The following is a 24,307-nucleotide window of genomic DNA, read 5'->3' as shown; positions in this document are numbered from 1 at the left end:
TCTGCTCCGGCTTCACCCACGCCCTTGCCACCGCCGACCACGCCATCCGGGCGGGGGGGGGCCCCCCGGCGGGGGGGGGGGGGGGCCGTCCGCCCCGCCCCTGCCGCGCGGCCTTCCGCCTGCTGACCGCCGTGACTCAGAAGGCGGTTCAGGAGGTCCATGCAGCCGCCGTACACACGGAAGCACGGGTCCGGGCGAATTCCAGCGCGTCCAGAGCCTGCTGGACTCGGCGGTCGTAGACGGACATCCACTGAGGTGCTGGTGATGATCTGTAAGTTTTTGTCAGTGGTCGTTCGGCGTTGTGATGTCAGTGGGGTTGGTATCGGGTTTGTGCTGTTCAGCGTGGTGTGGGTTGGGTTGCGGGTGGTGACACGGATGCCGATTCGGCGCTGACGTTTTTGGCGTTGGTGCGGGTCATTTGGTTGCCGGTCGGTATGACGTGGAGTGCGTTGTCGCTGGTCAGGAGTGTGATGGCGATACGCCTGTCTCGTCTCTGTCGACTTGGCCGCTGTCTCGGGTGATCTGGTCTGATTCGCTCGTCATCTCAGATGATCTGGTTCACCGCGAGCGGCGGTGTCGGCTGCAGCGGGTCTTGCTGTTCGGCCTGTTCGGCCTGTTCGGCCTGTTCGGCGGGGAACAGGATGGGGCTGAGGAGGTAGCGGGTACGTTCCCTCGAGGCTTCGTTGGCGAGGAGGGGCGCGATGGCGGCTTGCATCGCGCCGATCAGTGCTACGAGCTCGTCCTTGCTGAGCCAGATCGCGTGCTGCCGATAGCCGACGAGGTCGTCCACGGGATCGCTGCCTTCGCGCTCCAGGTAAGCACCGAACTCCGCGACCAGGGCGGCCATGGCGGCAGCGAAAGCCCGTTCGTGGTGCTGCGGGGTGAGCGCACGCGCGGTTTCCGCGTCGATGCCCGTGCGTTCCTGCCGCAGCCGGTACCGGCGTTCGACGGCGCCCCGCACCCGCCGTTCGTCGGCGACGTCGAGGATGCCGCCTGCGGCGAGAAGGTCGACGTGCCGGTAGACGGTCGCCTTGGACACGTCCGGGATCAGTGCGCACAGCTGCCCGGTGGTCAGGACCCGTCCGCCGCGCAGTGCGTGGACCACGCGGAGGCGGACAGGATGCGCCAGGAGTTCCAAGGTGTCCATCCCTCCACTTTCTCACGCATGCTACCTTTCTCAAATCTAAGAAAGGTGAGGGGATGCAGACTGCGGAGGAGACCGCCGTGCTGGTGGTCGCGTGGGCGCGCGATGGCCGTTTCGGGGAGATCGCTGCGCTGTTCGCCCCGCCGTTGCGTGCTGCGCTGACCGCCGAGACACTCCAGGCGGCCTGGCTCGCCGCGACCGCGGGAACCGGTCCGGTCACGGACCTCGGCGAACCGTCGAGCGAGAGCCTGCGGCCGGACCTGATCCGGGTCAGCGTTCCCGTGGTCTGCGAGCGGGGACAGTTCACCGCCGTCATGTCGGTCGACTCCGCCGGCCTGCTGAACGGGCTGCGCCTCGCGCCCCCTGCCGGCGAACCGTGGGCGGCGCCCTCCTACGCGGATCCGGACGCCTTCGAGGAGCACGACGTCACGGTCGGAGCCGGTGCTCTCACAGTGGCCGGCACCGTCACCGTTCCGCACGGTGACGGCCCGTGGCCCGGGGTCGTGCTGCTCAGCGGCGGAGGTCCCTTCGACCGGGACGCGACCAGCGGACCCAACAAGCCCCTCAAGGACCTCGCCTGGGGTCTGGCCAGCCGCGGCGTGGCGGTGCTGCGCCACGACAAGGTGACCTTCACGCACGCGGCGGAGGTGGCTGCCGCGGACGACTTCACGATGACAGGCGAGTACGTCCCCTATGCCGTTGCCGCCGTGCGTCTGCTCCAGGAGGAGCCGTGTGTCGATGCCTGCCGGGTGTTCGTCGCCGGGCACAGCATGGGGGGCAAGGTCGCCCCACGGGTCGCCGAGACCGAGCCGTCCGTCGCGGGCGTCGTGATCCTGGCGGGTGACGCGGAGCCCATGCACCGGGCGGCCGTCCGGGTCGTGGGCCACCTCGCCGCCCTCGACCCCGGCGAGCACTCCGAGGCGGTCCTTGCGGAGATCACCCGTCAGGCCGCGACCGTCGAGACCGCCCTGTCACCCCGTACGCCCCGGGAGGACCTGCCCTTCGGTCTTCCTGCCTCGTACTGGCTGGACCTGCGCTCCTACGACCCGGTTGCCACTGCCGCCCGCCTGGACAAGCCGCTGCTGATCCTTCAGGGCGGCCGCGACTACCAGGTCACCGTCGAGCACGACTTGTCCCTCTGGCGAGAGGGGCTGGCCGGGCGTCCGGACGTCACCATCCAGATCCACGAAGCCGACGATCACCTCTTCTTCCCTGGGACAGGACCGTCGACGCCCGCCGGGTACATGGCACCCCAGCACGTCGACGCGGCGGTCATCACGGACGTCGCCGCATGGCTGGACCGCCGGCTTCAGCACGAACCCTGCAACCGGGCGAAAACACCCCAGGCGAACCAGATCACCTGAGACGGACACAGGTATCCGCTCTCCCCGGACCGGATCACCTGAGATTTCAAGCCCTACGCGTCTCACTTGATCTGGTCGATCCAGGTCGGAGCCGGTCTCGGAGACCAGGTCCTTTGCGACGGGACAACGCCGGAGGTGTTGCCTCTTACCGCGTGGGGGCCAGCGTGCAGCGGATTCCTGCCGCGGAGAGGTGGAGTTGCTGTCCATGTCGGATGGTGATGAGGGGGAGGAGCGGGCTGTCGGGGGTGCGTCGTTGAGTTGTCCGTGGATGCGGGCGGCGTGTATGAGGGGTGCGTCCAGATGGGGAGGGGGTAGATCTGGCATCGGCGGTGGGCTGTGCTGTCGTGGACTTTGACGGCGGAGTGTTCGGGATGTCATCGCGACCACCGAACAGGACGCCGAGCACGATGCGCAATCCGCTGACCGGTCGCTGACCTTCCGGTTCACCGGACCCGAGCGGACGTGGGCGGGCCGGAGGTGCAGGGGACCGCTCGCGAGCGCCTGGCGGAGCGCGGGTGGCTCCTCCTGGAGGCGTCGGGGGCGTTCAGTGCCGGCCGGCGGTCCGTGGCCGTCCCAGACGCCGGCTCATCCGCGTGACTATCGACCACCGGATCGTCGCCTCGCTGGTGGCGGGCAGGGTCTCGTAGTCCCGGGCCAGACGGAGTTGTCCGTGATCCCTTGGACCTCATGCACGGGTTCATACGAGTCCAGGTCGAGGTCGTCGACGGCGTCGCCTGTGATCTTTGTGATGTTCTTCACCCAGAGTGCGGCGTGGTGGGCCAGGGCCAGGGATTCGACCCAGCCGTCGATACCCGCGTGCAGCGAGGTCCAGCGATCGGCACGGATTCCGAACTCACCATCTGGCCCGATCATGAATCCGTAGGCCATCGACACCCGTTCGTCTCCGGCCGAGAACCGCCATCCTTCTCCGGCGGATCCTTCAGGGGTGTCCGCATTGAGGATCCGCGGGCCGCCTTCGTAGACGGGAGCCGGAGGCAGGGCGATGCCGCCCCAGCGTTCTTGGAAGTTAACGACCCGGTCGATCTGCGCCGAGGGGATTCCGTGCCTGAGCCACTGTTCCCGGTGGGGCTCGACCTTGGAGGGCGGGAGGCTCAGCCCGTGCACTTGGAGGAAGCGTTGCGCTCGGCGGCTCAGGGTTTCCGGCACTCGTGGGGTGAATGATGCATGCGTGGTCACGCAGGGACGTTATGCGCCAAGAAGCGTGCGATGGAAGGAAGGAAGGAAGGAACCTCACCGGCCCTTCACTGTGCGGCATCTGACGCTTTCCTCGACGAAGGAGCAGAACCTGGCCATCGTTTCCTGGCACTCCGCAGGGTCCAGTTCGCTCCTGTGGGGCTGCTCGCGCGCCCACTGGTTCCAGAGGCCGGCCGGGGCGAGGAATCGGGCGGCGTGGTCGGTGCCGTGGGTGGCGTCCAGGTGGAGCAGGGCGCCCAGGGCGGAGGTCTGGTCGTAGTCCAAGTCGGGGTGGGCCAGGTACCGGTCGAGGTAGGCGGTCAGGAGGTCTCGGTCGGCCGGGGTTCCGAAGGTGGCCAGGGCGATGCAGTACGCGTGCCCCGCGTAGGGACCCTCGCTGGCCAGGAGGAGTTCGCCCAGGCGCGGGCGGAATTCTGTGCGGCCGGCTATGGCGATCAGCCAGGCGGCGGTTTTGCGTTCCCGCCAGCCACAGTCGAGGAGGAGGCCGAGTTCGCGGGGCGTGATGGCATCGACTGCTCGGGCCAACTCCCTGGCGAATCGACCGCGTTCACGATCACTCAGGCGGAAGATGCCGTAGTTCAGCCGCAGGTAGCGCCTACCGGCGGCGATGTAGCGGCGGCGCAGTTTGTCGAGTTGCGGATCGCGGCCGGTACGCATCCCCACATCCTTATGCCATTGGGGTCAGTCCCACCAGAAGTCCCAGCTGTTCATACCGACGATGCGTTCCGCGTAGGCAGCCAGGGTGTAAGGAGGGGAGCCTTGCCACACGTTGTCCGGACAGAACGCGAAGTGCTCGGCTGCGACCAGGAGGGTGTCCTCAGTCTCTATGGGGGGTGCCGCGACGCTGAGGTGGAGGGTGTCGAAGCCGACGGCTACGACGCGTGCACCGAAGCGATGCTCCCAGTCGCGTACGACGGCGGAGAACTTGGCGGTGTCGTTGTCGTAATTTGCGGGGCCGTCCCAGCCGAGAGCGGTGAGGGCATGCGCACCACAGGTAGCAGCGACGAGACCGAGACGCGCCTGAGGATGTTGTTCGGTGAAGACCCGGGCATATTGAGCGCCCATCTCATCAGGGCCGATCACGGGCTCGTGACGTAGAACCGGACTTGGCCAGGTCTTCCCGAACGGTGCGGTGACAGCGAGACGTTTGTCCGGCGTGAGCAGGTCGTCGTCCTCGTCGGTCTTCGTGTGCTCGTTCCACCATCGCGCCAGGAGACCGGCCGGGTCGTGCGCGTGGGGTGACGACATGCGCTCGGGAAACAGCTCGCCGGATGCCCAGGGCCTGAATTCGTTGCCCGGGTCGTGGGCGTCGAGAAGCAGAGGCCACAGGCCCGAGGTGCTGTGTTCGGCAAGCAGACGAGCCCACAGCTCAGCGGGGGCCGGGGTGTCGCTCAGCCATAGTGGCTGCACAGCGCCATCATCTTCGTCGGAGGTGATCATCCGGCCTTCCGGGAGCGGGACAGCCAGTGAGGCAAGGCGTTCAGGGGTCACAAGCGGATGCTAGTTCGAGGGTCTGACAGCCCGGGAGGTCGGATCGCTGTGTTGGCACAGCGTGATCAATCGGTCAGCTGGCACCCGCAGCGGAGGCGGTCGGAGCGGTGAGGATGATTATGCGGTGACGAGCGCTACTGATGACCATGTGAAGGTCCATTTCCGGATGGACGTGGACGAGGACGGCTGGCCGCCGGTGAGCGTCGAGAGCCTGTGGGCGGTTGATCTCGGCGATGGGACGGTGCGGTTGGACAACACCCCGTGGTTTGTTCGAGGGGTTGCCAGCGACGACATCATCCGCGTGGAGATCGACGAAGAAGGCGTTCGCTGGGCTGGAGAGACGGTCAAGGCATCGGAGAACTGCACGATCCGGTTGATCATGCTGAAGGACGGCGGCTCAGCCGCTGCCCGGCAGAGCGTGCTGGAGATCTTTCACCGCCTCGGTACGACCGGCGAAGGTATCGAACAGTTCCGAATGGTCGCTCTGGATGTCCCGCCGAATGCAGACCTGCGGCAGATCCAGAAGCTGTTGGGGCACGGCGACGCGAAGGGATGGTGGCACTGGGAGGAGGGGTGCGTCACCACCGCATGGGAGACCACGGCAAACTCATAGTGCTCCCGCCATGGGGTGCTGTGCTCCGTGATGTCAGCGGCGGTTGGAGTCGGCCCATTCGTCGCTGTTCCACATCACCGGCATGGCTCCGACGGGTTCGAACCGGACGTCAGGGTCGTTGCTGTGCACGAGGGCGAAGAAGCGGCGCCGGACTACCGCCGCGCGGCGGGCCTGGTCAGCGACGACGTCCAGCACAATCTGGGCCGCTCTGGGGGACGCGGCGGCGAACCGGTCGTAGTCGGTGAGGGACAGCACGAGTCCGGCGCCCTCAGCGACGTTGTCGTCGTAGGGACCGATGCAGGCCACGTCACCGAGACAGTCGTTGAGCGCGTCCAGGTTGTGGCCGTAGTAGGCGGGGAACTGCAGTGCGGCGGCGACGGCCTGGTGCATGTCCCGTTCCGTGGTCCAGCCCCTCGCCGCCAGGTGGACGACGCGGAAGTCACGGTCCTTAAGGCGCTGCACGGCTTGGGTAAGCAGGCGGCGTCGCCAGAAGAGGGTCACGAAGGTGTCCTCGCGGCCACCCGCGTCACGGCATGCCCGCACCGTGACGCCCCGGCTGCACACTGCGGACGGGCTACGTCATCAACTCGATGTGCGGATGCTCGGGCTCCGCCGGGCAGACGAACAGGTGCTGCCGGTAGCCGCTGCCTATCTGGACACCGGTCGCGTTGTAGCCGCGGTGGCCGGGGTACGGTCCAGCACCTGGGTGGGGGTGCGGAGACCAGCTATTCCCGGCGTCGTCCCCTTCCTCGAACGTGGCGACGGTCATCAGGACCTCCATGCCGGTGCCGCACTCGGAGCAGGGCTGCGAGCTGGGGTCGGTGGAGTTCCAAGCGGGCCAGCCGCCGACCTTCCAGCCGGGTGCGTTGGACAGCACACAGTCGTAGTAAGTGTCCGGGTCCATGTCTTCCTCTGCTGCCTGCGGCACACTCCACTGCTTGAGCTGCTCCCGCAGCTCTTCGCTCAGCTCCAAATGGTCGGGGTACTCGGTGATCTGCTCCGGTTCGAGCACGCACGGTTCCGGTAGATAGCCGTCGAACTGCACTGCGGGCGGCTCGGGGGGCGTGTCGAGAATGTCGGTGACGGCGGCTGCCGAACGCCAGAAGAGCAGGGTCCTGGGCATGATTGGATGATCGAAGGGGCACCACAGAACCTGCAGCAGGTCCTTGCCCTCCGGCGGGCTCAGATCGGGCACATCCCGTACGTACAGCTGCGCGACGGGCAGCATCGCTATGGGGCCGTCGTACGCCTGGACCGCCAGCCTCATCGGATACGTCCGAGGGGGTCGGATCCGCTCGAGAGTCTCCCGTTCCTCCGGAGTCAGGTCCCGGCCGTGCGAGGCGGCGAAGATCCGTCGTTCCAGCCGCAGATCCGCCGGGGACTGGGCTGGGTTGATGCCATCCACCACATGCGGTTCCTCGCAGTGCGGCCACGGCTTCTCAGCGGGCCACAGCAGCGGCCCGCCGATCGAGCTGTCGTGCCACGTCGGCGCCCCAGGGCGGGGGTGCAGGCGGGTCGCCGTGCGGGCCAGCGGCGCCAGTTGGGGAAAGACCGCGGCAACGTCGATCGGCCGTGGCGGAGTGACAGGAGTGACATTCATGGCCGCAATCTTGCCAATCGCCTCTGACAACGGCCCTCGTGGCCGCCCCACGAAGAGTTCCGGCACGGGCGTCACCCGGGAGAACGCTACCGCCGGTCCGTTGCCGGCAGATGGCCCGCGAGCGGGTCCACGATCGCCGCGTGGATGTCCGTCCACGCGCGCGGTTCGTCGCCACGTACCACCTGGACAGGGACGACCTTGACGCGTCCATTCCGTCCGGGCCACCGCCGGTCAGGAGATGGTCCATCACGATCTCCATCGGCAGGCCGTGGCCGAACCCCTTGAAGTTGAGTATCTCGCCGATGGTGAGGTACGCAGACGGCCCTGGTGCCGCCCCACGGGGGGAGGGCGGCACCAGGGCCGATCTACGGATAACCGTAGCGCTGAAGTGCTGGTCAGGGGCGGCGAAGCGGCAAGCCGGGCTGTTCGCGTGAGGCGGGGACTTCGGGGGCGTACGACACGAGGTCGGGCACCGGCCTGCCGGTGGGCTGGGTGACGACGATGACCCGGCCGTCGTCCAGGCGGGCGGCGAGCGCCTCGTACGGTCCCTAACCACCCTGGCTGGATCTCCACAGTACTCGAACGTAAATCGAACAAGCGAGATTCATTGCCCCGGCATCCCGTGTCGCCGCTGATGTTGTGACCGAGGGTTTTAGTTGGCGGGTGAGGAACTAGTTGGTGGATCTTGGTCCCGTGACGCTGCGTGCCGATGAGCCGGGACACGGTAGTTGGACCTGGTCTTGATTGTTGGCACCGAGTCTTGATGGCTGACGCCGAGGCCTCGCCCTGTCAACGATCGCGATCTTTACCAGAGCCCGTAATTCCCCAGGTCCTGGCTGTGTGAGCCGCTAGGTTGGTGTGCGTGGAGACGCGGGGTCAGAGGTATCGGTATGTGGGTCCGGCTGAGCCGAAGGCGCTTGTCCGGGTGGGTGGTGAGGGTCGGAGCATCCGCTCGTCGGTGGACTTCGCCGACTGGGTCTCGGCGCTGACCCTGGACGAGTTGGCCGAGCCGGTCACGTTCGTCGTCGATGGCAGCGGGGTGCTGAGACTGGCTCCGCGCCGCAGCGAGCACGTGGTGTGTGCCGGCGGCGGAGAGGTATTGAGCGCCGGCGAGATGAGCTTCCGTGAGGAGTCCGGACGGTGGGTGGTCGAGGAGGTCAGCAACCAGTCGACTGGCTACTGCCCGGACATCAGCTCATGGCCAGCCGTGGCCGAGGCTCTGGATCGGATCGGGATCCATCGACCGTCCGGGTTCACGCACGAGGTGGTCTTTCGCCGATGCCGCTTCTGCCGGGAACTCAACATCGTGCGGGAGGAGGACTTCGTCTGCGTCTTCTGCGGCGAGGACCTGCCGCGGGAGTGGAATGTCAGGGAGCCCGGGTGACTGGTCAGACCGCGAAGATCGCATCGCGTTGCGAGTGCGGCAGCATGGCGGTGCGACAGGTGAACCAGTTCATCCTTCACGATGAGTTGTGGTGGGACTCGGAGTTCTCTTGCGGGTCCTGCGGCACCTACCTGTGCGAACACGCTGGTCCGGGACCAGCGCCTGATGATGTTCGGGGGGCTCTGCTCGCAGCGCACGGGTCCGTCAGGCTGCGGTTGGTCGGTTCGGTTCCCAGTCTCGTCCCAGCTTTGAAGGTCTTTCGGGAGGTCTCAGCGGCCTCGTTGTCGCGGGCTCGTGAACTGGTCGGGGAACTGAGCCACGATGGTCTGGTGGGGACCTTGTCAGAGATGGAGTTCCTGAAGGCCCGGCTGCAGATGCGTGGAGTTCCCGTCGACGTCGATCGGTAGCTGTCCCCGGAGGACCTGAAGGTCAGCTGCGGATCCGGCGGTGCCACCAGGGGAGGTGCCGCAGGAGAGCGGTCACGGACGCTGCGATCCCGGGATTGCTCGGAACTGGTTCCAACATGAATGGCAATCCACCGCAGGTTGCAAGAAGCGTGACCCGATGGTTCCAGCAAACGTGTCCCGCAAGGTCAAAACCTTCAGGTCACCACACCACGTTGGTTCCAACTATCTTGTCCCGGCTCAGCCGACTGACACCGAGCAAGCGCCGCCGGCCAGGGGCGGCCCCTGACTGTGTGCCCGGCGGGAACGCCCGGCTTCGGCGTGGGAGCGTGGTCGGGGCATGATTCCCCCCGTGTATGAGGACGAGAACCATCGCGGGCACATGCGGTACACGCTGGCCGAGACAGATCACGGCCACGCCTGGGGCGTCTGCGTCGAGGCGGAGGGTCTGTTCGGGAACCCCCGGCGTGGGACGTACAAAATGCTCGGCTGGGTGCCGGACAGAGCTGAGGTGCGTGGCTGGGTCGGCAGCCGGGTCTGGCTGGTGCCGGACGACGAGGCACTCGGGCCCTGGCTGCTGGAGGACGCGGAGAGCCTGGGGCAGCTCGCCGGGGCGGACAGTCTCGTGCTCACTGGTCTGGACGACTACGAAGGTCCGTCGGAGGGACACGCGGGTCCTGTCCGCGTGCACGACGGGCACCGGTGGCTGGGCTCGTGCCAGGAGTTCGCCCGCGTCCTGCCGCACGAGCAGGCGGCGCCCCCGCTCGTCCTGCGAGGACTCGCGCCGGGGGATCAGCTGCGGGCGGCGCTGATGAAGGGCACCCGGCGGGCGCTGGATCTGGAGGAGGCCGCCCTTGAGATACGGGACGACCAGGGCGAGCCGCTCACCCAACGCCTGCTGTGGACCCGAGTCAGCGCTTGGCGCCTCTCCTCCTACGGGACGGATCTGATCGACCTGGAGCTCGACGGAGAGCTCTTCACGCCCGTTCCCGAATACGCCCGGCCCGTCTGGGAGCGATGGCTCGCCGGGCCGCCGGACACCCTGGGCACCTGGAACAGCCTCGACACCCGACTCCGCGGGGCCTGGCTCGAACTCGTACGGGAGCGAGCCTGCCGACGCGCACGCCATGACCGGCCAGCCGGGCACGCATACGAACTCGACGGCTGCCACATCACCGATGAAGCGGGCCTCTACCTGGCGCTCGGCGAGGCGGTGAACGGGCCGGGCGGCTATTTCGGCGGCTGCCTGGCCGCCCTGGACGACTGCCTTGGCGGCACGTTCGGCTACACCGCCCCCGCCACCCTGCTCTGGCGGAACGCCGCGACCGCACGCGAGCACCTGTCCCAGACCCTGGAAGCAGACGGCCAGCCCTACGACCTGTTTTCCGAGGTCCTCGACGTCCTGGCCGGGGGCGGCATGCACGTCACCTTGGCGTGAGCTCCGCCCGCCCGGTACGTACGACTCCCCACCCCTCTCTGTTGGATCACGTTCCGAGCAAGCCGCCGACACGCACGCTCCGCGGTGGCCACTTAGCTGCTCAGATGCCAACCTCGTTGCGCGATGGCAGGTGGTAACTGGACTGAAATCTCAGCGCAGGTGTCAACAGCATCGGCCTTCTGGTGCCAAGCGGGGCGAAAACGTCTCTGCTAAAGCCCAGTTCTGCCCGTAGTCTTGATGTCATCCATCTCGAAAAGTCGCATGCGATCAGTTCTGAAGAACGGCCCTCGTTGCCGGTCGGGGGGTGCCGTTGTGAGTGTGGAAGAGGTCGCGAAGGCGAAGATCCCATCGGATTCAAGTCACCTGGACCAGCTGGCGACGGAGTACGACAGGGACGCCGAGCTACGGGCTCGACTGCGTGGCTTTATCGACCAGTAGTGGCTTCTGGCACAGATCTTGGGGAGCGATCGCGTTCGATTGCAAGGGATAGTCGCGGACCTCGGGCCCGTCACCGCGCGCCCCGACCACCACAGGCATGAGGCCGCTCTGTCCGACCCGGCACATACGCTGTCGCCACGGAACTGAGATCCTGAAGCTGGAGGCGGCGTGTCTTTGACGTGGCTGGAGACGGAGGGCGGCCCATTCATCGTGGTTCCACGCTCCGCGCTGGTGCACTGGTCGGGAACGGAGGGCGACTACGACCGGGCCTGCGAGGCGATGGATCTCGTTGGAGTCCTCGCACTGGCCGACGGATCCGAGGCGCTCGTCCTCGGGGACGAACCTCTCTCCACCGCCTACCTTCCTGAGTACCGAGTCCTCGTCCGCTGGTGCTACGCGGAGAGCGAGGAAGGTGTCGCTGACATCATCCGGGTTGGACTTCTCACCGCAGCGTGGGAGGAAGGGCCTGAACTGAGCACTACTGGCGAGCTCGTCATGTTCGATGCCGCCTACTTCGGCACCGAGGTAGGGACACTCACGGCCAGCACCGCTCTCGAACTCGGTGCTGGCCGCTACCGGGTGGACTCGGCAAGCGTCGAACCCGATCACCTGACGTCCTTTCGTGTCCACCGATTTGTCGAGCTGGCCTGACCCGACGTTGGTACAGATCCTGGGGAGTCGTTTCTGAGGGTCACTGAAGCAGGATCATCTTGCGTAGGAGTTCGAATCCGGCTCGCCCGTAGAGCTGCCTCTTGATCTTCTTGATGCGGTTCACGGCGCCTTCGATGCTGCCGGAACTCCAGTCCAAGGTGAGGCCGGCTGTCACGGCGTCGCGGTCCCGGAGCAGGTGAAGTGCGAAGCCGGTGAGGCCGGGTAGTTGGCTGGCCTCACCGCGTCGATCCAGGCAGGGAGCATGGCGCCGAGGCGGCCCGTGAGTAACTCTCCGAAGTCACGGACATGCCCGGCGGCCGCGTCCAGTTCGGGACAGCGAGCCAGGACATTCTTCAGGGCGGTACGTTCCTCCTCAGCCAGGGCCGTGGGGTGACGGGTGAGCCAGCCGGTTACCTGCCGCACTGTCGGAGGCCGCGGCGGCGCGCTGGCCGGAGCCGTGCGCAAAGTGGCGATGTGGGCGCGAACCATCTGGTAGGTGACGGGCGCGTTGTCGGCGAGGAGTTCACGGTGGAGGTGGGTGACGCTGGTGCATCCCTCGGCGAATCGCCGTTCCAGGTAGGGCTTGTAGGGGTCCAGCCTGCTGGACCGGGGCCGGTTCTCGCGGATGGCGTCCTGCCAGCGTGCGGCGGTCGCGTACCGGAGCACGGTGTTGAGGCCCCAGCCCAGGTGCCGGGCGATCGCCCGGCGTGAGTGGCCTTGGGTGAGCATCTCGTGGACCAGGGCGTGTGCGGCCTTCTTGCGCTCGGCCCGCCGGCCGATGGGTTCGCAGTCGTCCTGCGGCCGACTGGACTCTGGGCCGATCGCCTCCAGCAGTGTGCCGCTGGGCGACGGGCTGCGCAGGCAGTCGCGGTGGGCGGCGACGCAGGTCTCCACCGCCCGGCCGAGGCCCTGCCACAGATGGAACCGGTCAGCGACCTGCAGGGCATCGGGGGCACCGCGCCGGGCACCTTCGGCGTAGGCGCCGGCCCGGTCCCGGCAGATGATCTCCACGCCGGGGTGACGGATCAGCCACGCGGCCAGCGGCCCGGCTTCACGCGTCGGGAGCACATCGACCACGCGATGGGCTTCCACGCAGGTCAAGACAGTGGAGTAGGTCTGCCCGCGGCGGATCGCGAAGTCGTCCACGCCCAGTACACGCGGCGTGCTGAACTGCGGATCCGGCAACGCCATGACCCTGCGCAACAAGGTCATCCTTCCCACGCCGAGCCCAGCTGGGCGGCCAGCCGGGCGCCGGCTCGCCCTGCCAGCGCGAGCCCCACCCGCTCCAAGGCGTGGTTGAGCCGAGTGGTGAACCGTGCGTACGGGGCGGCCAACCGCGAGAACGGCTCGGCGAACGTCCGGCGCGGACAGTCCGCTGCCCTACAGATGAACGCTGGACCACCAACCGGATCACGAAGCCCTGCTCAGCGAGTGGAAGATCCTTCAACCTGCGGTGATAGCGGTCGTGCACCCGGTTCGAGAAGCGGCCGCAGTCGGGACACTCCGCCCCGGCCACCCGGCCTCTCGCCACCACCTCGACTGTGCCGAAGACAGCGGTCACCGCTTCGACGTCCACCTCGTCGATACCGTCGAACACGAGCGAGTCCCAGAATGATGCATCGGTCTGCATGACCAGCACGATCACCGTTCACGGCCGACCACGGCAGAGACGACCAAAAACTTGACGGAGCGTCATTCTCGGCTACCGGACGACCAGACGTACGCGGTCTCACGTGACCCAGCCCCTCACAATCGAACACCAAGGTGACGCTCAGCGACCGCTCCCCAAGATCTGTGCCAGAACCCGGAACCAATCGACAATCGTTGTTCCTTGAGATGCACGAAGCCAGACTGCGGCTCGGGGACGGTTGGTCACGTCGGTGGAGCTCGACATGGAGGGTGGCCGCAGGTGAGGTTTGCTGGCCGATCCGGGATATGAATCACGTGCCGGTGCTGTCGTCCCGGCCGATGCGGGGATTCACGTGGCGGGCGAAGCAGCGGCATCGCCCCGGGCTTGAGGTGATGGCTTCAACGGGCCGGAAGCACGGCTTCGAGTCGTTGGAGGAGATGCGGCTGCTGGTCGCGCTGGACTTCCTGGGTGCGTCGGAGGTGCTGTCGCAGTCATTCCGGTTGGACTTCGAGCCCGTGGGCGGGCCGTCCTGGCACATCCGGGACTTCCTGGCCCTGATCGGCGGTGGGATGTGGATGCTGAACGTCCGCCCGATGGAGTTGATCAAGGATGAGGACGCAATGAAGTTCGCGGCGGCCAGGGAGGTGGCGGCTGCCTGCGGCTGGCGCTACTCGGTGGTCGCGGGCTGGCGCCGCACGTCTGGAGCGTCCTTGATCATTTGCCCTCGCGCCGTCGACCGGCGAGGGACCTGCTGGGCATGCGGGACCAGTTGCTCACGGCTATCGGCGGCCGGAAGAGGCGGGTGATGACGTTCTCCGAGTTGGCGGACACGACCAGCGTGCCCTCCGTCGGCCGGGCGAACATCGTCCGGCTGCTCTGGCAACGGGACCTTGGCGTTGATCTGGGCAGTCCCTTGCGCGACAGCTCGCTGGTCTGGGGGGTGTGATGGCGGCGAGGGGGTTCTTACAGATCGCGCCGGGCAGGCAGGTCGCGATCAACGGCGCCGAGTGGACGGTCGAAGGTGTCCACGGACAGCTCGGCCGGCTCGTTCTCGTGGATACCGACGGCCGCGCGGAGACTCGCTCGTTCCGCTGGCTCATCAACCATCCCGACCTGCGGGTTCGGGCCCGGCGGCGCCCGGCCGCGCTACGGACGGACGGCCGAGGCCGCCGCGGAGGCCGGCGTCTCCGGCCGATTGGTGGTCCACCGGCCGGGCCAGGTTCTGGCGCTAAATTCGACCCCGATGCCAGTGAAGCTGCGCGAGACCGTGTTCGGCGACTCGGTGACCGCGACATCGACCCTCGCGCTCGCCTCTACACGCACGGCCTGCCGGCCTTCCGACTCACACCGTAGTCCGACACCTCGATCGACGTCGCGATGCTGCTGCGTACGCGAGGCCCCGCCGGACGGCGGGGCCCGGCCACGGCTTCGGCCACGACATACGCCGCCAGGCCGGTGGGCTGGTCACGAGCCACCCCCGCACGCCACATCGCCGCCTCGATCGGGTCGACAGAGACGACCGGAGCAGCCAGCCTCCGCCCCAACGCCTCAGCCACCGAACTCTTCCCCACCCCGGGAAGCCCCGCCATCACAATCAACATGACGACACCCTCGCACCCCCGACCGCCGTCCAGGCCAGAACCGGGCAGGCATCCTCGGCCCGCTCATGCGGTCACACCAGCTCATCCACAGGATTTGACAATTACTCGCCGTCGTCGGTTGAGATGCGCATGCCTATGACCTCTCGTGATGTTCCTCGGCTTCTGATGCTAGAAGCTGCCGAGCGGCATCGCCGTAGGGGATGGCGGTCTTCTCGTCGATGCCGAAGACGAGCGCGAGGTGGAGCGGGTCGGCGCCGTGGGTGAGGGCCTCTTCGAGCTGTCGGTCGAAGAGGAGCCGTTCCAGGGTGGCGGTGAGGTTGCGGGTGGCTCGGGTGGTCCAGAGCTTGCTGGCCGGGCCGAGTTCGAAGGCGGTCTTCTGGGTGATCAGCAGGTGGGGGTTGGCCGTGTTCGGCCAGGGGCCGCGGCGGTGGTCGAGCCAGTCCAGGAAGGCACGACGGGTGAGGTCATCGAGTGGGCGGACGTGGCCGCCGACGGTGATGCGCCTGTTGCCCAGGTCGGCGGGCGGATCGTTGACGGGTGGCGGAGGCTTGGCCGGCCGGCTTCGGGCCCTGCCGATGAGTTTCTGTCGGCTGCCGGGTCAGTACGGCATGACTGCTATGAACAAGCCGCCGGTCGTCTCCCGCTCGGAGTGGCTGGCCGCAATCGACACCCTGCGCGGCCGGGAGAAGGCGCACACCCGGGAGGGCGATGCGATCGCCGCCGCACGGCGACGGCTGCCCATGACCGAGGTCGACCCGTCGACTCCGCTCGTCGGGGGCAACGGAAGAGTTCCCCTGATCGACGTCTTCGACGGCCGTACCAAGCTGTTCGCGTCGTATCACATGTGGCACGACGGCCACCCCGCCGCCGACCAATGTGAGGGCTGCACCTTCTTCACCGGCCAGGTACGCGAACTGTCCTACCTGCACCAGCGTGACGTCACCTTCGCCGCCTTCTGCCAGGGCCCCTACGAGGAGTCCGAACGCTACCGCCGCTTCATGGGCTGGGAGATGCCCTGGTACTCCGTACCCGCCGAGTCCCACGAACAGCTCCTCGCCGGCCGCCACTTCGGCATGAAAGCGTGCTACCTCCGAGACGAGGACCACGTCTACGAGACGTACTGGACCACCGGCCGAGGGGTCGAGCCCATGACACCCTCCTACGGCATCCTCGACATGACCGTCCACGGACGGCAGGAGATCTGGGAGGACTCCCCGGCAGGCTGGCCGCAGCCGTATGAGACCCGCGGCCAGCAGTTCCGCAAGGACGGACGGCCAACCGCGCAATGGGCACGGATCGCGGCCGGGCACAACGACGACCTCCACGACGGACAGTCCAGCACGGGCAGTTCAGGCTGCTGCGGCTGAGCCCGGACCCGACAGCCACAGCGGAACCACCGTTCGAAGGCCGGGGTGGGCACAGCACGTGTGCCCACTCCGCTTCCTTCACCCGATCTCCCACTCCTTGAAAAGGGAGACCATCTGGGGAGGAAGAGCAGCCCCGGCCGTTTTCAAGGCTCTGACCGGAGTTCCGTGAATCCCAGGTTAGGAAGTCTGCGACGTCGGCCACGGTTGGCCGTCAGGAGCCGTGGCTGGGCGGCCGGCGACTACGTAGTCGCGGTACTCGTCGCCTGCCATGGACTGGTTTACCCAGCGTTTGCGTACTGCTCCCGTTTGAGTCTCGGCAGCATCCAGGGCGGCGAGGGGATTGTTCGTGGTTGCCAGGAGGAGACCGAAGTCCTCTTCGTCGCTGTAGAACAGCGGTGGCAGCGAATTCAGGTCGCTGGTCAGGGGTTCGCAGCCGAGAGCGGCGTGCAGGTAGACCTCGTAGATCCCTCGTACTGGCTGTAGCTCGACCCAGTGGATCCCCAGCCGCTCGGGGCTTCCAGACGGTCCGAGGAACTGCTCGACGGAACGGCCCCGCTCAAGGGCGCCAAGGAGGAATGGTTCTGCCAAATAGCGCACGCTGGAAGACTACGGCGTGATGAGGATACGGGTCCACAGGAGACCGAAGGAGGCCCGTCCGTACATTGCCCTCTTGAGCGTTTTGACTCTGTTGACGTGGCCCGAGCTCCAGTGGAGGGTGAGGCCGGCAGTGACGGCGTCGAGGTCCTGTCGGAGGAAGCCGGCGAAGCCGCTCACCGGCTTCGGGGCGTCCAGCTCGGCCTGGCGGATCCACTCGGTCAGTAGAAATCCGCGTCGGTGTCGGAGAAGCTCGGCGAAGGCGCGGGCGAGGTCACAGGCTCGGGCGATGTCCGGGCAGGCGATCCGCACGTCGAGCAGGCGGCGTTCGAGCTCGGGTGGAAGGGCGTCTTGCGGTCGCATGATCCAGCTGGTGATCTTGTGACGCCCCTAGTCTCGCCGGCCTGGCCGCGTCACGGTGGCTGGGCGGGCGGGTGCCTCACGTGCGTGGACGCCTGTCCCATCGGGCGTCTGCGTCGCCAGACGCCCCGGCTCAGCGCGGGCGACGGAGCTCCTTGCTGTAGGTGTGTGTTCGGCTGTATGCCTGGAAACCGAGGGACTCGTAGACGCGCTTCGGGATCGGGTAGCCGGCGTCCCCACGGGGACAGACCGTGGCCAGTTTGCCTCCGGCGGCTGCGAAAGCGTGCAGCACCGCTATGCCCGTGGCCCGCGACAGGCCGAGCTGACGATACTCGGCGGCAGTGCCGACGGGTTCGAAGAGGCCCACGCCGCTGACCTCGTCATACCAGCCCTGACAGTAGGCGACCGCTTTCCCCTCGGGAGAGATCGCCGTCAGGTCGAACTCGGGCCGGTAGGGCCAGACCTCTCGCATCGCCGCGTGCCGATCCGCGGTGATCTGCGGCGAGTTCCAGACCGCACGGTGTACGGCCGCGCGTTCGATGATGTCTGCCTCATCGCGTTGCGCGCGGATCTGGTAGCCGTCAGGAGGGGTGAGCAGCGGCGGAAGATTGGTCAGTGGTCGGCTGAGGCAGGAGAAGAACGGGCTGTGGCTGTCCTCTTCGAAGTCTTGGGCCGTGAGCGCGGCGGCCAGGTGTGTCTCGTGTGCGCCGATCGTCACGCTGACCTGGGCGGAGTTGCTGGCCTGCTGTGCCCAGACCAGGACCTCGTCGGCGAGGTCCGGATGGGCCGGGTCGACTTGGATGGTGAGTTCTCCCGGCGACTCCAGCCACCCCCAGGCGAGGGTCACGTTGCCGGTGGACCAGACTGCGGTGGGGCGGGTATCGGGAGCGGAATCCGCGCATGCGGCCGCCCATGCGAGGTCGCCAGAGTGCCGCCAGCCGGCCTCCGGGAAGACGCGGCTGGCCAGGCTCTGCATCGCACGCAGCGCTACTGGCCCTACGTATTCGTTTCGGCGCATGGTCGGCGATCGTGCCGGGTTCGTGGGCGATCGACAACTGGAATATCCGCGGCCTGTCCGGGCCGGGGGATCCACCTACCTGAATGCTTCGGTTCGTAGGGCGCCTTCCACGCCCCTGTCATCAGAGCGCTCGAGCATGGCGTGCAGAATGCACGCCATGACAGAAGCGTGGGCGGCAATCGTCGCTGCACTGATCGCTGGCCTCTTCGGCTTTCGCGTTGGTCGACAGCAGGTCAGGGACCAAGCACAGGTCGAGCATGAGCAGTGGCTCCGCGGGCAGCGTCAGGAGGCTTACGCCGAATTCCTCGCTGTGTGGGACGCCGCATACGCGGCGCTTACGCAAGAAGTAGTCCGCAGTACCGAGCAGTGGGAGGTCATGAACGAGAACGGCGTGGACGTCACCTTCGAAGTGGATGACCTGAAGCATGCCAAAGAGGTTGCAGAGATAGCGATGAAGCCAGTGCGGGCGGTCCAAGAGCGGGTACTGCTGCTCGGCCCTGAACGGGTTGATCAGGCTGTGGAGCGGATGAGGGAAGCGCTGCAGGTGCTCCGGGACGCATTCGTTGACCACCTCGCGCCTGTCGTCGTGCCGCGGCCAGCAGTTCGTTGGGAAGGTGCGGTCCAAGCCATGGAGAGGGCAAGGGCAGGAATGTTGGCGGTGATGCGCTCGGAAGTACGCTCGGCACCAGATCTGGGCAGGCCTGAGCGTCGCTTGGTCTGGGCAGGCCTGCGCGTAGGGCATCGGCATCCGCGTCCCGCACCGCCGCCCCACGGGTCGGTCCGAGCAGGTCCTTCACGCTGACAACCGCGTCGCGCGCCGGTTCAGGGTTCCGGACGCGACCAGGGTCGGATCCGCGCGCTGGCTGCCAGGAGCAAGATCCGGGATCGCTTTCGCGGACCGGACGTGATTGCTCAGCCTCCACCGCGGCCCTCGCTAGCAGCCCACGGCCGAACGAGGTCAAGCGGCCCCGGGGCGTGATGGACCGCCCGAAACCGGGGAACTCTTCCCCCGTCGCATCGCCGCCCCATACGAAAGGCCTGGCCATGTCCACCCGACCGACCACGCTCGATTCCAGCAGCGACCTGCTCCAGATCTTCGAGCTTGCCCAGCAACTCCGCGTGGACTCGGTGCGCTCCAGCACGTCCGCAGGATCCGGGCACCCCACCTCCAGCCTCTCGGCGGCGGACGTGATGGCCGTACTGCTCGCTCGCCATCTCCACTACGACTGGTCCGCGCCGGACAATCCCGCCGGCGATCACTTGATCTTCTCCAAGGGGCACGCGTCACCTCTCCTCTACGCCATGTTCAAGGCCGCCGGAGTCATCAGTGACGAGGAGCTGATGACCGCCTACCGCCGATTCGGCCATCGACTTCAGGGCCATCCCACCCCGGTTCTGCCCTGGGTGGATGTGGCCACTGGCTCCCTGGGCCAGGGCATCGCCTACGGCGTCGGCATCGCGCTGGCGGGCCGCGACCTGGAGAAGCAGCCCTACCGGGTATGGGTGCTCTGCGGGGACAGCGAGATGAGCGAAGGCTCCGTCTGGGAGGCACTCGACAAAGCGGGTATGCACCAGCTGGCCAACTTCACCGCGATCGTCGACGTCAACAGGCTCGGTCAGAGCGGACCCACCGAGCTCCAGTGGGACACGGCTGCCTACGCGCGGCGTGCCGAGGCATTCGGCTGCCGAGCCCTCGTGGTCGACGGCCATGACCTCGAAGAGGTCGACCGGGCCCTGACCACCGCCGCCGATGGGCAGGCACCCACCGTCATCGTCGCCAGGACCGTCAAGGGCCGGGGCGTCAGCGAGGTCGCGGACCAGGAGAACTGGCACGGCAAACCGCTGCCCGAGGATCTGGCCGAGCACGCCGTGGCAGAACTGGGCGGCGTCCGCGACCTGCGGGTGTACGGCCCCCGGCCACCCGAGGCCACCGCTGTCGCGGCCCTGGCAGCAACGGGCCCGGTGAAGCTGCCTCGCTACGACGTCGGGGACGAAGTCGCCACCCGGGTCGCCTTCGGCAAGGCACTGGCTGCCCTCGGCGCCCGTCCGGAAGTGGTCGCCCTGGACGCCGAGGTCGGCAACTCGACGCACGCCGAGGACTTCAAGAAGGCCTACCCGAAGCGGTACTTCCAGACTTACATCGCCGAACAGCAGATGATCGCGACCGCCGTCGGTATGGCCGTCCGCGGCTACCGCCCCTACGCCACCACTTTCGCCGCCTTCCTCACCCGGGCGCACGACTTCATCCGGATGGCCGCCGTCTCCGGGATCACCATGGCCCTGTGCGGAACCCACAGCGGCGTGGAAATCGGCGCCGACGGCCCGTCCCAGATGGGCGTCGAGGACCTCGCGATGATGCGCGCGATCCTCGGGTCCACCGTCCTGTATCCGTCCGACGCGACCTCGGCCGCCGCCCTCACGGCCGCCATGGTCGACATCGAAGGCATCTCGTACCTGCGCACCACGCGAGGTGCCTACCCGGTGCTGTACGCCGAGGACGAAACCTTCCCGCCGGGAGGGTCGAAGACCCTGCGCGGGGGCAGTGACGACGACCAGGTCACCCTGATTGGCGCCGGTGTCACCCTGCACGAGTGTCTGGCCGCCGCCGAGGAACTCGCTTCCGACGGCATCCCGGCCCGCGTCATCGACCTTTACTCGGTCAAGCCCATCGACGCCGATGCCCTGGTCCGCGCCGCCTCGCACACGGGCGCTCTGGTCGTCGCAGAGGACCACCATCCTGAAGGAGGCATCGGCGAAGCGGTCCTCTCGGCCCTCGCGGCGTCCGGTAGTCACCCTGCCTTCGCCCACCTTGCCGTCACGAGCCTGCCGGGATCGGGCACCAGCGACGAGCTCCTCGACGCGGCCGGGATCTCCCGCTCCCACATCGCCGAGTCCGCCCGCGGCCTGATCAAGCGCCGCTAAAGTATGCCGAAGGAGCCCGGGGGTGGAGCGGGGTGACCCAACAGCCGTCTCTCGCGTCACCCCTTGGTGCTGGCGGGGGGTGAGGGCTCCGACGGACTTGAGCGCTGAGAGGGCGGTTCGTCGCGGTCTGGAACCGCACCCAGGCCGGCAACAAGCTCCGCTCACACCTGCGCGAGTACTTCCCCGGCTTCCTCGCCGCCTTCCAGCACGCCCGCGAAGGGCTGTGCTTACCCGTCGCCCGCGTCGTCCTGGCCACCGCGCCCACCCCGGCCCACGCCACCAAGCTCACCCGCCGCCAACTGCGGTCGCTCCTGAAGAAAGCCGGCCGCCAGCGCGGCATCGAGGCCGAAGCAGACCGGCTCCGCGAGTCATTCCGGCTTCCCCAGATGCGGCAACTACCCCAGGTCGAACAGGCCATGGGGCATCAGACCCTCGCACTGCTACGGCAATTCGAAGCCGCCTGCACCAGCGCCGATGACCTCACCGCCGCGGCAGTGACGTCTTTTGATACACACCCGGACGCCGAGATCATCACCAGCTTGCCAGGGCTCGGCTCACTCACCGGCGCCCGGGTGCTCGCCGAGATCGGAGACGACCGATCCCGCTTCACCGACGCAAAAGGACTCAAAGCCTTCGTCGGGGCCGCACCGGTCACCCGAGCGTCCGGCAAAAGCCTCGCCGTGATGGCCCGCCGGGTCAAGAACCAGCGACTCGCTGCCGTCGGCTACGTCTGGGCCTTCTCGGCCCTGTCCTCGCCCGGAGCCCGCGCCCACTACGACCGCCGACGAGAAGCTGGCGACCGCCACACCGCCGCCCAACGCCACCTCTTCAATTGACTGCTCGGCTGTCTCCACCACTGCCTCACCAAGCGCACTGTCTATGACGAGGGCACGGCCTTCCCATCCTCTGGAACCCCTGCTCTGAGGGCCGCCGCTTGAGGCATGCAGTCCGGGAGGGGAAGCAGCCTGCCGCTCCAACGTTCGTCGTCAACCTCGTCGGGTTGCGTCAGTTGGATGCCAAATGCGTTCTCTACCAGCGCCAGGACACTGTAAAGAGGTGCGACCTGGCCAGGGACAAGCCCAAGGGGGCTCATAACGTCATCAAGCCTTGCCGGGTCCTGCCCGGTCGGCTCGATCGGCTCGAGAGTGTGGAATTCGACGATGACCTCGCCGCCGACCGCGTACTTGAACCAGTGCATCGGCTTCTCGTTGTAGTGGAGTACGACGGCCTCAGTCCCCACAGAGACAACACTCAAGATTCGCTCATCGAGTCCGTGCATACCTCCCTGTTCCCACGCCCACGTCCACAAGCCGTCGATGCCGGTGGTGACGACGGGTTCTTCATCGTCGAGAAGGTCGTCGCCCAAGTCGTCCGACAGGTCTATGGCGTCGCGAAGCGCCAAGGTCTCCGGGTCTACCCCCATGCGGGTGAGCAGCTCGCCAGGGGGCAGGTCCCGCACGAAGGTCAGCGTGTAGATGGGAAAGTCCCCCTCCCGGAACAAGTCCAGGCCGCTGCCCATATCTGTACTCGTCATGCCGCGGATGCTGCCACACACCACTGACACCCCTCCCGGCCCCCGCCCTTGACAGATCAAGTGCATCGGATGTCTACCTGGACGAGCGTTGGGACGAGGGCTGCACCAACGCCTGGAAGCTCTGGGAGGAGATCGTTCCCTTGGGTTACCGAGGCAGCTACGGCAGGGTCAGCGCCTACCTGCGGGAGAAGCGCACCTCACCGCGGCCGGTCACCGCACAGCCGCCGACACCCCGCATGGTGACGAAATGGATTCTCAGCCGACCCGAGACGCTGACCGAGATCGAAAAGCTTTCCGGCTCAAGGCCGTCTTGGCCGGCTGCCCCGAGCTCGAAGCCCTCGCCGGTCACGTCCGGTCCTTCGCCAGATGCTCACCGAGCGCCAGGGCGAACGGCTCCCACAATGGCTCGACGCCGTCCGCCAGGACGACCTGCCCAGCCTCCACACTCTCGCGGCAGGCATCGACCGAGACCGCGACGCGGTCATCGCCGGTCTCACCCTGCCTTGGAACTCCGACGTCGTCGAAGGGCACGTCAACCGCATCAAGATGCTCAAGAGACAGATGTTCGGCCGGGCCGGCTTCGCTCTCTTACGCAAGCGAGTCCTGTTGGCTCACTGATCGATGTCAGATGCGCGCTGTAACTTCCTCACATGGGTGTGTACCTGGTGAGCATCGGCGCGGATGAATGGTTCGGTGACGAGGAAGATGGATGGGGCGAAGTCGCCTCAGCGCTCAACGCTGAACTCAGGCAGCGGGGCCTGCCGCCCTACGAGGACGTACCCCCAGAGACGGACTTCGCACCTGGCTCAGGGCAAGCCTTCGAGGAGAAACTGACCCCTTCCATGACCGGGTTCCTCGCCTTGTGCGAGACGCACCTGTCACAAGAGGAGTCAGAGACCCTTTGCGGCTGGAGCGTGCTCGTGCCCCTCTCGCTCGATGAGGAGATCTGGTTGCCCGTCGAATCCGGCGACTACGAGTCCATGGTCGCCGGCGCCCCCCAGGTGCTACCTCTCGCGGAGAAGCTGGCGGCAGCCATCGAATTGCCGCCCGAAACCCCGGCGACATGCGACAACCTCGACCTGAGCATGTGGTTCAGGGACCAAGCAAAGGAACTGGCCACTACTCGAACAGGACTGTGGGTCATGGACCTGGACACAGCCTTCTACGTCGCACTGTTCCTGCGCGCTGCCCAGCACTCGATCCGGCGTGGCTGCCCCATCATCTGCGCCTGAGACCCCTCTTCGGTCCCGCTGGTCTCCCAGCGGATATCACTCACCGTGCACGCGTCACGGAAAGCGAGCCAGAACCCCACTTGGTTCTGGCACACATTCCGCGAGAACGATCACCGGCGTTCTGCCACGGTGACGTCGCGTCATCTGGGACCGTGGTGCGGTGTGATGACCTCATAGCGGTGCTGTTTCCGCACTTCAGCGCGATTCTAGTGGTGAGCTTGCTCCGCTTTGACGGACACCATTGGTGTGGTGGTCAGGCTGCGAGTGCGTTCTCGTACTCAGCGGGACTGAGGTAGCCGAGGCTGCT

The 24,307-nt window shown here is 67.1% G+C and carries 26 protein-coding genes and 2 pseudogenes; 12 read left to right on the top strand and 16 right to left on the bottom strand.

Annotated elements, in window-relative coordinates; all coding sequences use genetic code 11:
• Nucleotides 1-544 precede the first annotated feature (544 nt).
• Nucleotides 545-1,147 (bottom strand): helix-turn-helix domain-containing protein, encoded by a 603-nt coding sequence (locus tag ACFVXE_RS33605; RefSeq protein ID WP_389676950.1) that lies wholly within the window; start codon nucleotides 1,145-1,147, stop codon nucleotides 545-547.
• Nucleotides 1,148-1,200: 53 nt separating this feature from the next.
• On the opposite strand from ACFVXE_RS33605, the gene ACFVXE_RS33600 reads away from it, so the two are divergent.
• Entirely contained in the window at nucleotides 1,201-2,508 is a 1,308-nt protein-coding gene (locus ACFVXE_RS33600; protein WP_389676948.1) for a hypothetical protein, read from the top strand.
• Nucleotides 2,509-3,105: 597 nt separating this feature from the next.
• Here the strand turns inward: ACFVXE_RS33600 and ACFVXE_RS33595 are convergent.
• From ACFVXE_RS33595 to ACFVXE_RS33585, 3 genes are read right to left on the bottom strand one after another with little or no spacing between them, the layout of a single operon-like run.
• Entirely contained in the window at nucleotides 3,106-3,705 is a 600-nt protein-coding gene (locus tag ACFVXE_RS33595) for a hypothetical protein (RefSeq protein ID WP_389676946.1), read from the bottom strand.
• 54 nt (nucleotides 3,706-3,759) lie between these two features.
• Nucleotides 3,760-4,380: a DUF6000 family protein gene (locus tag ACFVXE_RS33590; RefSeq protein ID WP_389676944.1), complete on the bottom strand. Its 621-nt coding sequence runs from the start codon at nucleotides 4,378-4,380 to the stop codon at nucleotides 3,760-3,762.
• A gap of 24 nt (nucleotides 4,381-4,404) precedes the next feature.
• The gene (locus ACFVXE_RS33585) at nucleotides 4,405-5,163 is read right to left on the bottom strand and encodes a DUF4253 domain-containing protein (protein ID WP_389676943.1); all 759 of its coding nucleotides are present in this window, start codon (nucleotides 5,161-5,163) and stop codon (nucleotides 4,405-4,407) included.
• 175 nt (nucleotides 5,164-5,338) lie between these two features.
• Between ACFVXE_RS33585 and ACFVXE_RS33580 the strand changes: the two genes are divergently transcribed.
• Complete coding sequence (locus ACFVXE_RS33580) at nucleotides 5,339-5,827, top strand: DUF4265 domain-containing protein (RefSeq protein WP_389676941.1); 489 nt, start codon at nucleotides 5,339-5,341, stop codon at nucleotides 5,825-5,827.
• 33 nt (nucleotides 5,828-5,860) lie between these two features.
• On the opposite strand, the gene ACFVXE_RS33575 is transcribed toward ACFVXE_RS33580, so the two are convergent.
• A complete protein-coding gene (locus ACFVXE_RS33575; protein ID WP_389676939.1) occupies nucleotides 5,861-6,328 on the bottom strand; it encodes a barstar family protein in 468 nt (155 codons plus the stop codon).
• A 73-nt stretch (nucleotides 6,329-6,401) separates the two neighbouring features.
• Nucleotides 6,402-7,427 (bottom strand): hypothetical protein, encoded by a 1,026-nt coding sequence (locus ACFVXE_RS33570; RefSeq protein WP_389676938.1) that lies wholly within the window; start codon nucleotides 7,425-7,427, stop codon nucleotides 6,402-6,404.
• Between the two features lie 862 nt (nucleotides 7,428-8,289).
• Here ACFVXE_RS33570 and ACFVXE_RS33565 point away from each other — a divergent pair.
• The 3 genes from ACFVXE_RS33565 to ACFVXE_RS33555 all read left to right on the top strand — a co-directional run bounded on the left by ACFVXE_RS33565 (nucleotide 8,290) and on the right by ACFVXE_RS33555 (nucleotide 11,742).
• Nucleotides 8,290-8,811 (top strand): hypothetical protein, encoded by a 522-nt coding sequence (locus ACFVXE_RS33565; protein WP_389676936.1) that lies wholly within the window; start codon nucleotides 8,290-8,292, stop codon nucleotides 8,809-8,811.
• A gap of 744 nt (nucleotides 8,812-9,555) precedes the next feature.
• Nucleotides 9,556-10,653 carry a barstar family protein gene (locus ACFVXE_RS33560; protein ID WP_389676935.1) on the top strand — a complete coding sequence of 366 codons (1,098 nt, stop codon included), beginning with the start codon at nucleotides 9,556-9,558 and terminating at the stop codon, nucleotides 10,651-10,653.
• Between the two features lie 606 nt (nucleotides 10,654-11,259).
• Nucleotides 11,260-11,742 (top strand): Imm21 family immunity protein, encoded by a 483-nt coding sequence (locus ACFVXE_RS33555; RefSeq protein WP_389676933.1) that lies wholly within the window; start codon nucleotides 11,260-11,262, stop codon nucleotides 11,740-11,742.
• 40 nt (nucleotides 11,743-11,782) lie between these two features.
• Here ACFVXE_RS33555 and ACFVXE_RS33550 read toward each other — a convergent pair whose 3' ends face one another.
• The 3 genes and pseudogenes from ACFVXE_RS33550 to ACFVXE_RS33540 all read right to left on the bottom strand — a co-directional run.
• Nucleotides 11,783-11,917 (bottom strand): hypothetical protein, encoded by a 135-nt coding sequence (locus tag ACFVXE_RS33550; RefSeq protein WP_327686263.1) that lies wholly within the window; start codon nucleotides 11,915-11,917, stop codon nucleotides 11,783-11,785.
• Complete coding sequence (locus ACFVXE_RS33545; protein ID WP_389676931.1) at nucleotides 11,914-12,948, bottom strand: transposase; 1,035 nt, start codon at nucleotides 12,946-12,948, stop codon at nucleotides 11,914-11,916. Before ACFVXE_RS33545 ends, ACFVXE_RS33550 begins: the two co-directional genes overlap by 4 nt.
• A 238-nt stretch (nucleotides 12,949-13,186) precedes the next feature.
• Nucleotides 13,187-13,372: pseudogene (locus ACFVXE_RS33540) on the bottom strand (ISL3 family transposase); the annotation flags it as partial.
• Between the two features lie 392 nt (nucleotides 13,373-13,764).
• Between ACFVXE_RS33540 and ACFVXE_RS33535 the strand changes: the two are divergent.
• Entirely contained in the window at nucleotides 13,765-14,178 is a 414-nt protein-coding gene (locus tag ACFVXE_RS33535) for a hypothetical protein (RefSeq protein WP_389676930.1), read from the top strand.
• Nucleotides 14,178-14,318 (top strand): hypothetical protein, encoded by a 141-nt coding sequence (locus ACFVXE_RS33530; RefSeq protein ID WP_389676928.1) that lies wholly within the window; start codon nucleotides 14,178-14,180, stop codon nucleotides 14,316-14,318. The genes ACFVXE_RS33535 and ACFVXE_RS33530 overlap by 1 nt, the downstream gene beginning before the upstream one ends.
• Nucleotides 14,319-14,685: 367 nt before the next feature.
• Here the strand turns inward: ACFVXE_RS33530 and ACFVXE_RS33525 are convergent, their stop codons facing one another.
• Nucleotides 14,686-14,973, bottom strand: coding sequence for an AAA family ATPase (locus ACFVXE_RS33525; RefSeq protein ID WP_389676926.1), 288 nt, complete (start codon nucleotides 14,971-14,973; stop codon nucleotides 14,686-14,688).
• 608 nt (nucleotides 14,974-15,581) lie between these two features.
• Between ACFVXE_RS33525 and ACFVXE_RS33520 the strand changes: the two genes are divergently transcribed.
• A complete protein-coding gene (locus ACFVXE_RS33520) occupies nucleotides 15,582-16,340 on the top strand; it encodes a DUF899 family protein (protein WP_389676924.1) in 759 nt (252 codons plus the stop codon).
• 177 nt (nucleotides 16,341-16,517) lie between these two features.
• Here ACFVXE_RS33520 and ACFVXE_RS33515 read toward each other — a convergent pair whose 3' ends face one another.
• The 4 genes from ACFVXE_RS33515 to ACFVXE_RS33500 form a co-directional block, all read right to left on the bottom strand.
• Complete coding sequence (locus tag ACFVXE_RS33515; RefSeq protein WP_389676922.1) at nucleotides 16,518-16,937, bottom strand: hypothetical protein; 420 nt, start codon at nucleotides 16,935-16,937, stop codon at nucleotides 16,518-16,520.
• A gap of 9 nt (nucleotides 16,938-16,946) precedes the next feature.
• Nucleotides 16,947-17,297, bottom strand: a complete 351-nt coding sequence (locus ACFVXE_RS33510) for a hypothetical protein (RefSeq protein ID WP_389676920.1) — start codon at nucleotides 17,295-17,297, stop codon at nucleotides 16,947-16,949.
• A gap of 130 nt (nucleotides 17,298-17,427) precedes the next feature.
• Nucleotides 17,428-18,312, bottom strand: a complete 885-nt coding sequence (locus ACFVXE_RS33505; RefSeq protein ID WP_389676919.1) for a GNAT family N-acetyltransferase — start codon at nucleotides 18,310-18,312, stop codon at nucleotides 17,428-17,430.
• Nucleotides 18,313-18,433: 121 nt separating this feature from the next.
• On the bottom strand, nucleotides 18,434-18,937 hold the full coding sequence (locus ACFVXE_RS33500; RefSeq protein WP_389676917.1) for a hypothetical protein: 504 nt from the start codon (nucleotides 18,935-18,937) through the stop codon (nucleotides 18,434-18,436).
• Nucleotides 18,938-19,356: 419 nt separating this feature from the next.
• On the opposite strand from ACFVXE_RS33500, the gene ACFVXE_RS33495 reads away from it, so the two are divergent.
• Both ACFVXE_RS33495 and ACFVXE_RS33490 read left to right on the top strand, forming a co-directional pair.
• A complete protein-coding gene (locus tag ACFVXE_RS33495; RefSeq protein WP_389676915.1) occupies nucleotides 19,357-21,234 on the top strand; it encodes a transketolase in 1,878 nt (625 codons plus the stop codon).
• Nucleotides 21,235-21,356: 122 nt separating this feature from the next.
• Nucleotides 21,357-22,172, top strand: a pseudogene (locus tag ACFVXE_RS33490) (transposase); the annotation flags it as partial.
• Here ACFVXE_RS33490 and ACFVXE_RS33485 read toward each other — a convergent pair.
• Both ACFVXE_RS33485 and ACFVXE_RS33480 read right to left on the bottom strand, forming a co-directional pair.
• Entirely contained in the window at nucleotides 22,112-22,768 is a 657-nt protein-coding gene (locus tag ACFVXE_RS33485) for a DUF6461 domain-containing protein (protein ID WP_389676914.1), read from the bottom strand. The pseudogene ACFVXE_RS33490 and the gene ACFVXE_RS33485 sit on opposite strands and share 61 nt — an antisense overlap.
• Nucleotides 22,769-22,943: 175 nt before the next feature.
• Nucleotides 22,944-23,117, bottom strand: a complete 174-nt coding sequence (locus ACFVXE_RS33480; protein ID WP_389676912.1) for a hypothetical protein — start codon at nucleotides 23,115-23,117, stop codon at nucleotides 22,944-22,946.
• 17 nt (nucleotides 23,118-23,134) lie between these two features.
• Here ACFVXE_RS33480 and ACFVXE_RS33475 point away from each other — a divergent pair, with 17 nt between their 5' ends.
• Nucleotides 23,135-23,386, top strand: coding sequence for a transposase (locus ACFVXE_RS33475; RefSeq protein WP_389676911.1), 252 nt, complete (start codon nucleotides 23,135-23,137; stop codon nucleotides 23,384-23,386).
• A gap of 32 nt (nucleotides 23,387-23,418) precedes the next feature.
• Nucleotides 23,419-24,000, top strand: coding sequence for a hypothetical protein (locus ACFVXE_RS33470; protein ID WP_389676909.1), 582 nt, complete (start codon nucleotides 23,419-23,421; stop codon nucleotides 23,998-24,000).
• Nucleotides 24,001-24,307 lie beyond the last annotated feature (307 nt).

This window comes from Streptomyces sp. NPDC058231 (assembly GCF_042882275.1).
In the GTDB taxonomy this organism is placed as follows: Bacteria; Actinomycetota; Actinomycetes; order Streptomycetales; family Streptomycetaceae; genus Streptomyces.
The sequence above is the reverse complement of the archived record's forward strand: the minus strand, read 5'-3'. Positions and strand labels throughout refer to the sequence as shown.

Excerpts from the sequence above, each read along its gene's own strand:
- ACFVXE_RS33605 (WP_389676950.1), bottom strand. The coding sequence starts at position 1,147 with ATGGACACCTTGGAACTCCTGGCGCATCCTGTCCGCCTCCGCGTGGTC.
- ACFVXE_RS33600 (WP_389676948.1), top strand. The coding sequence starts at position 1,201 with ATGCAGACTGCGGAGGAGACCGCCGTGCTGGTGGTCGCGTGGGCGCGC.
- ACFVXE_RS33590 (WP_389676944.1), bottom strand. The coding sequence starts at position 4,380 with ATGCGTACCGGCCGCGATCCGCAACTCGACAAACTGCGCCGCCGCTAC.
- ACFVXE_RS33585 (WP_389676943.1), bottom strand. The coding sequence starts at position 5,163 with ATGATCACCTCCGACGAAGATGATGGCGCTGTGCAGCCACTATGGCTG.
- ACFVXE_RS33570 (WP_389676938.1), bottom strand. The coding sequence starts at position 7,427 with ATGAATGTCACTCCTGTCACTCCGCCACGGCCGATCGACGTTGCCGCG.
- ACFVXE_RS33560 (WP_389676935.1), top strand. The coding sequence starts at position 9,556 with ATGATTCCCCCCGTGTATGAGGACGAGAACCATCGCGGGCACATGCGG.
- ACFVXE_RS33535 (WP_389676930.1), top strand. The coding sequence starts at position 13,765 with ATGGCTTCAACGGGCCGGAAGCACGGCTTCGAGTCGTTGGAGGAGATG.
- ACFVXE_RS33530 (WP_389676928.1), top strand. The coding sequence starts at position 14,178 with ATGACGTTCTCCGAGTTGGCGGACACGACCAGCGTGCCCTCCGTCGGC.
- ACFVXE_RS33525 (WP_389676926.1), bottom strand. The coding sequence starts at position 14,973 with ATGTTGATTGTGATGGCGGGGCTTCCCGGGGTGGGGAAGAGTTCGGTG.
- ACFVXE_RS33520 (WP_389676924.1), top strand. The coding sequence starts at position 15,582 with ATGACTGCTATGAACAAGCCGCCGGTCGTCTCCCGCTCGGAGTGGCTG.
- ACFVXE_RS33510 (WP_389676920.1), bottom strand. The coding sequence starts at position 17,297 with ATGCGACCGCAAGACGCCCTTCCACCCGAGCTCGAACGCCGCCTGCTC.
- ACFVXE_RS33505 (WP_389676919.1), bottom strand. The coding sequence starts at position 18,312 with ATGCGCCGAAACGAATACGTAGGGCCAGTAGCGCTGCGTGCGATGCAG.
- ACFVXE_RS33495 (WP_389676915.1), top strand. The coding sequence starts at position 19,357 with ATGTCCACCCGACCGACCACGCTCGATTCCAGCAGCGACCTGCTCCAG.
- ACFVXE_RS33485 (WP_389676914.1), bottom strand. The coding sequence starts at position 22,768 with ATGACGAGTACAGATATGGGCAGCGGCCTGGACTTGTTCCGGGAGGGG.
- ACFVXE_RS33475 (WP_389676911.1), top strand. The coding sequence starts at position 23,135 with ATGCTCACCGAGCGCCAGGGCGAACGGCTCCCACAATGGCTCGACGCC.
- ACFVXE_RS33470 (WP_389676909.1), top strand. The coding sequence starts at position 23,419 with ATGGGTGTGTACCTGGTGAGCATCGGCGCGGATGAATGGTTCGGTGAC.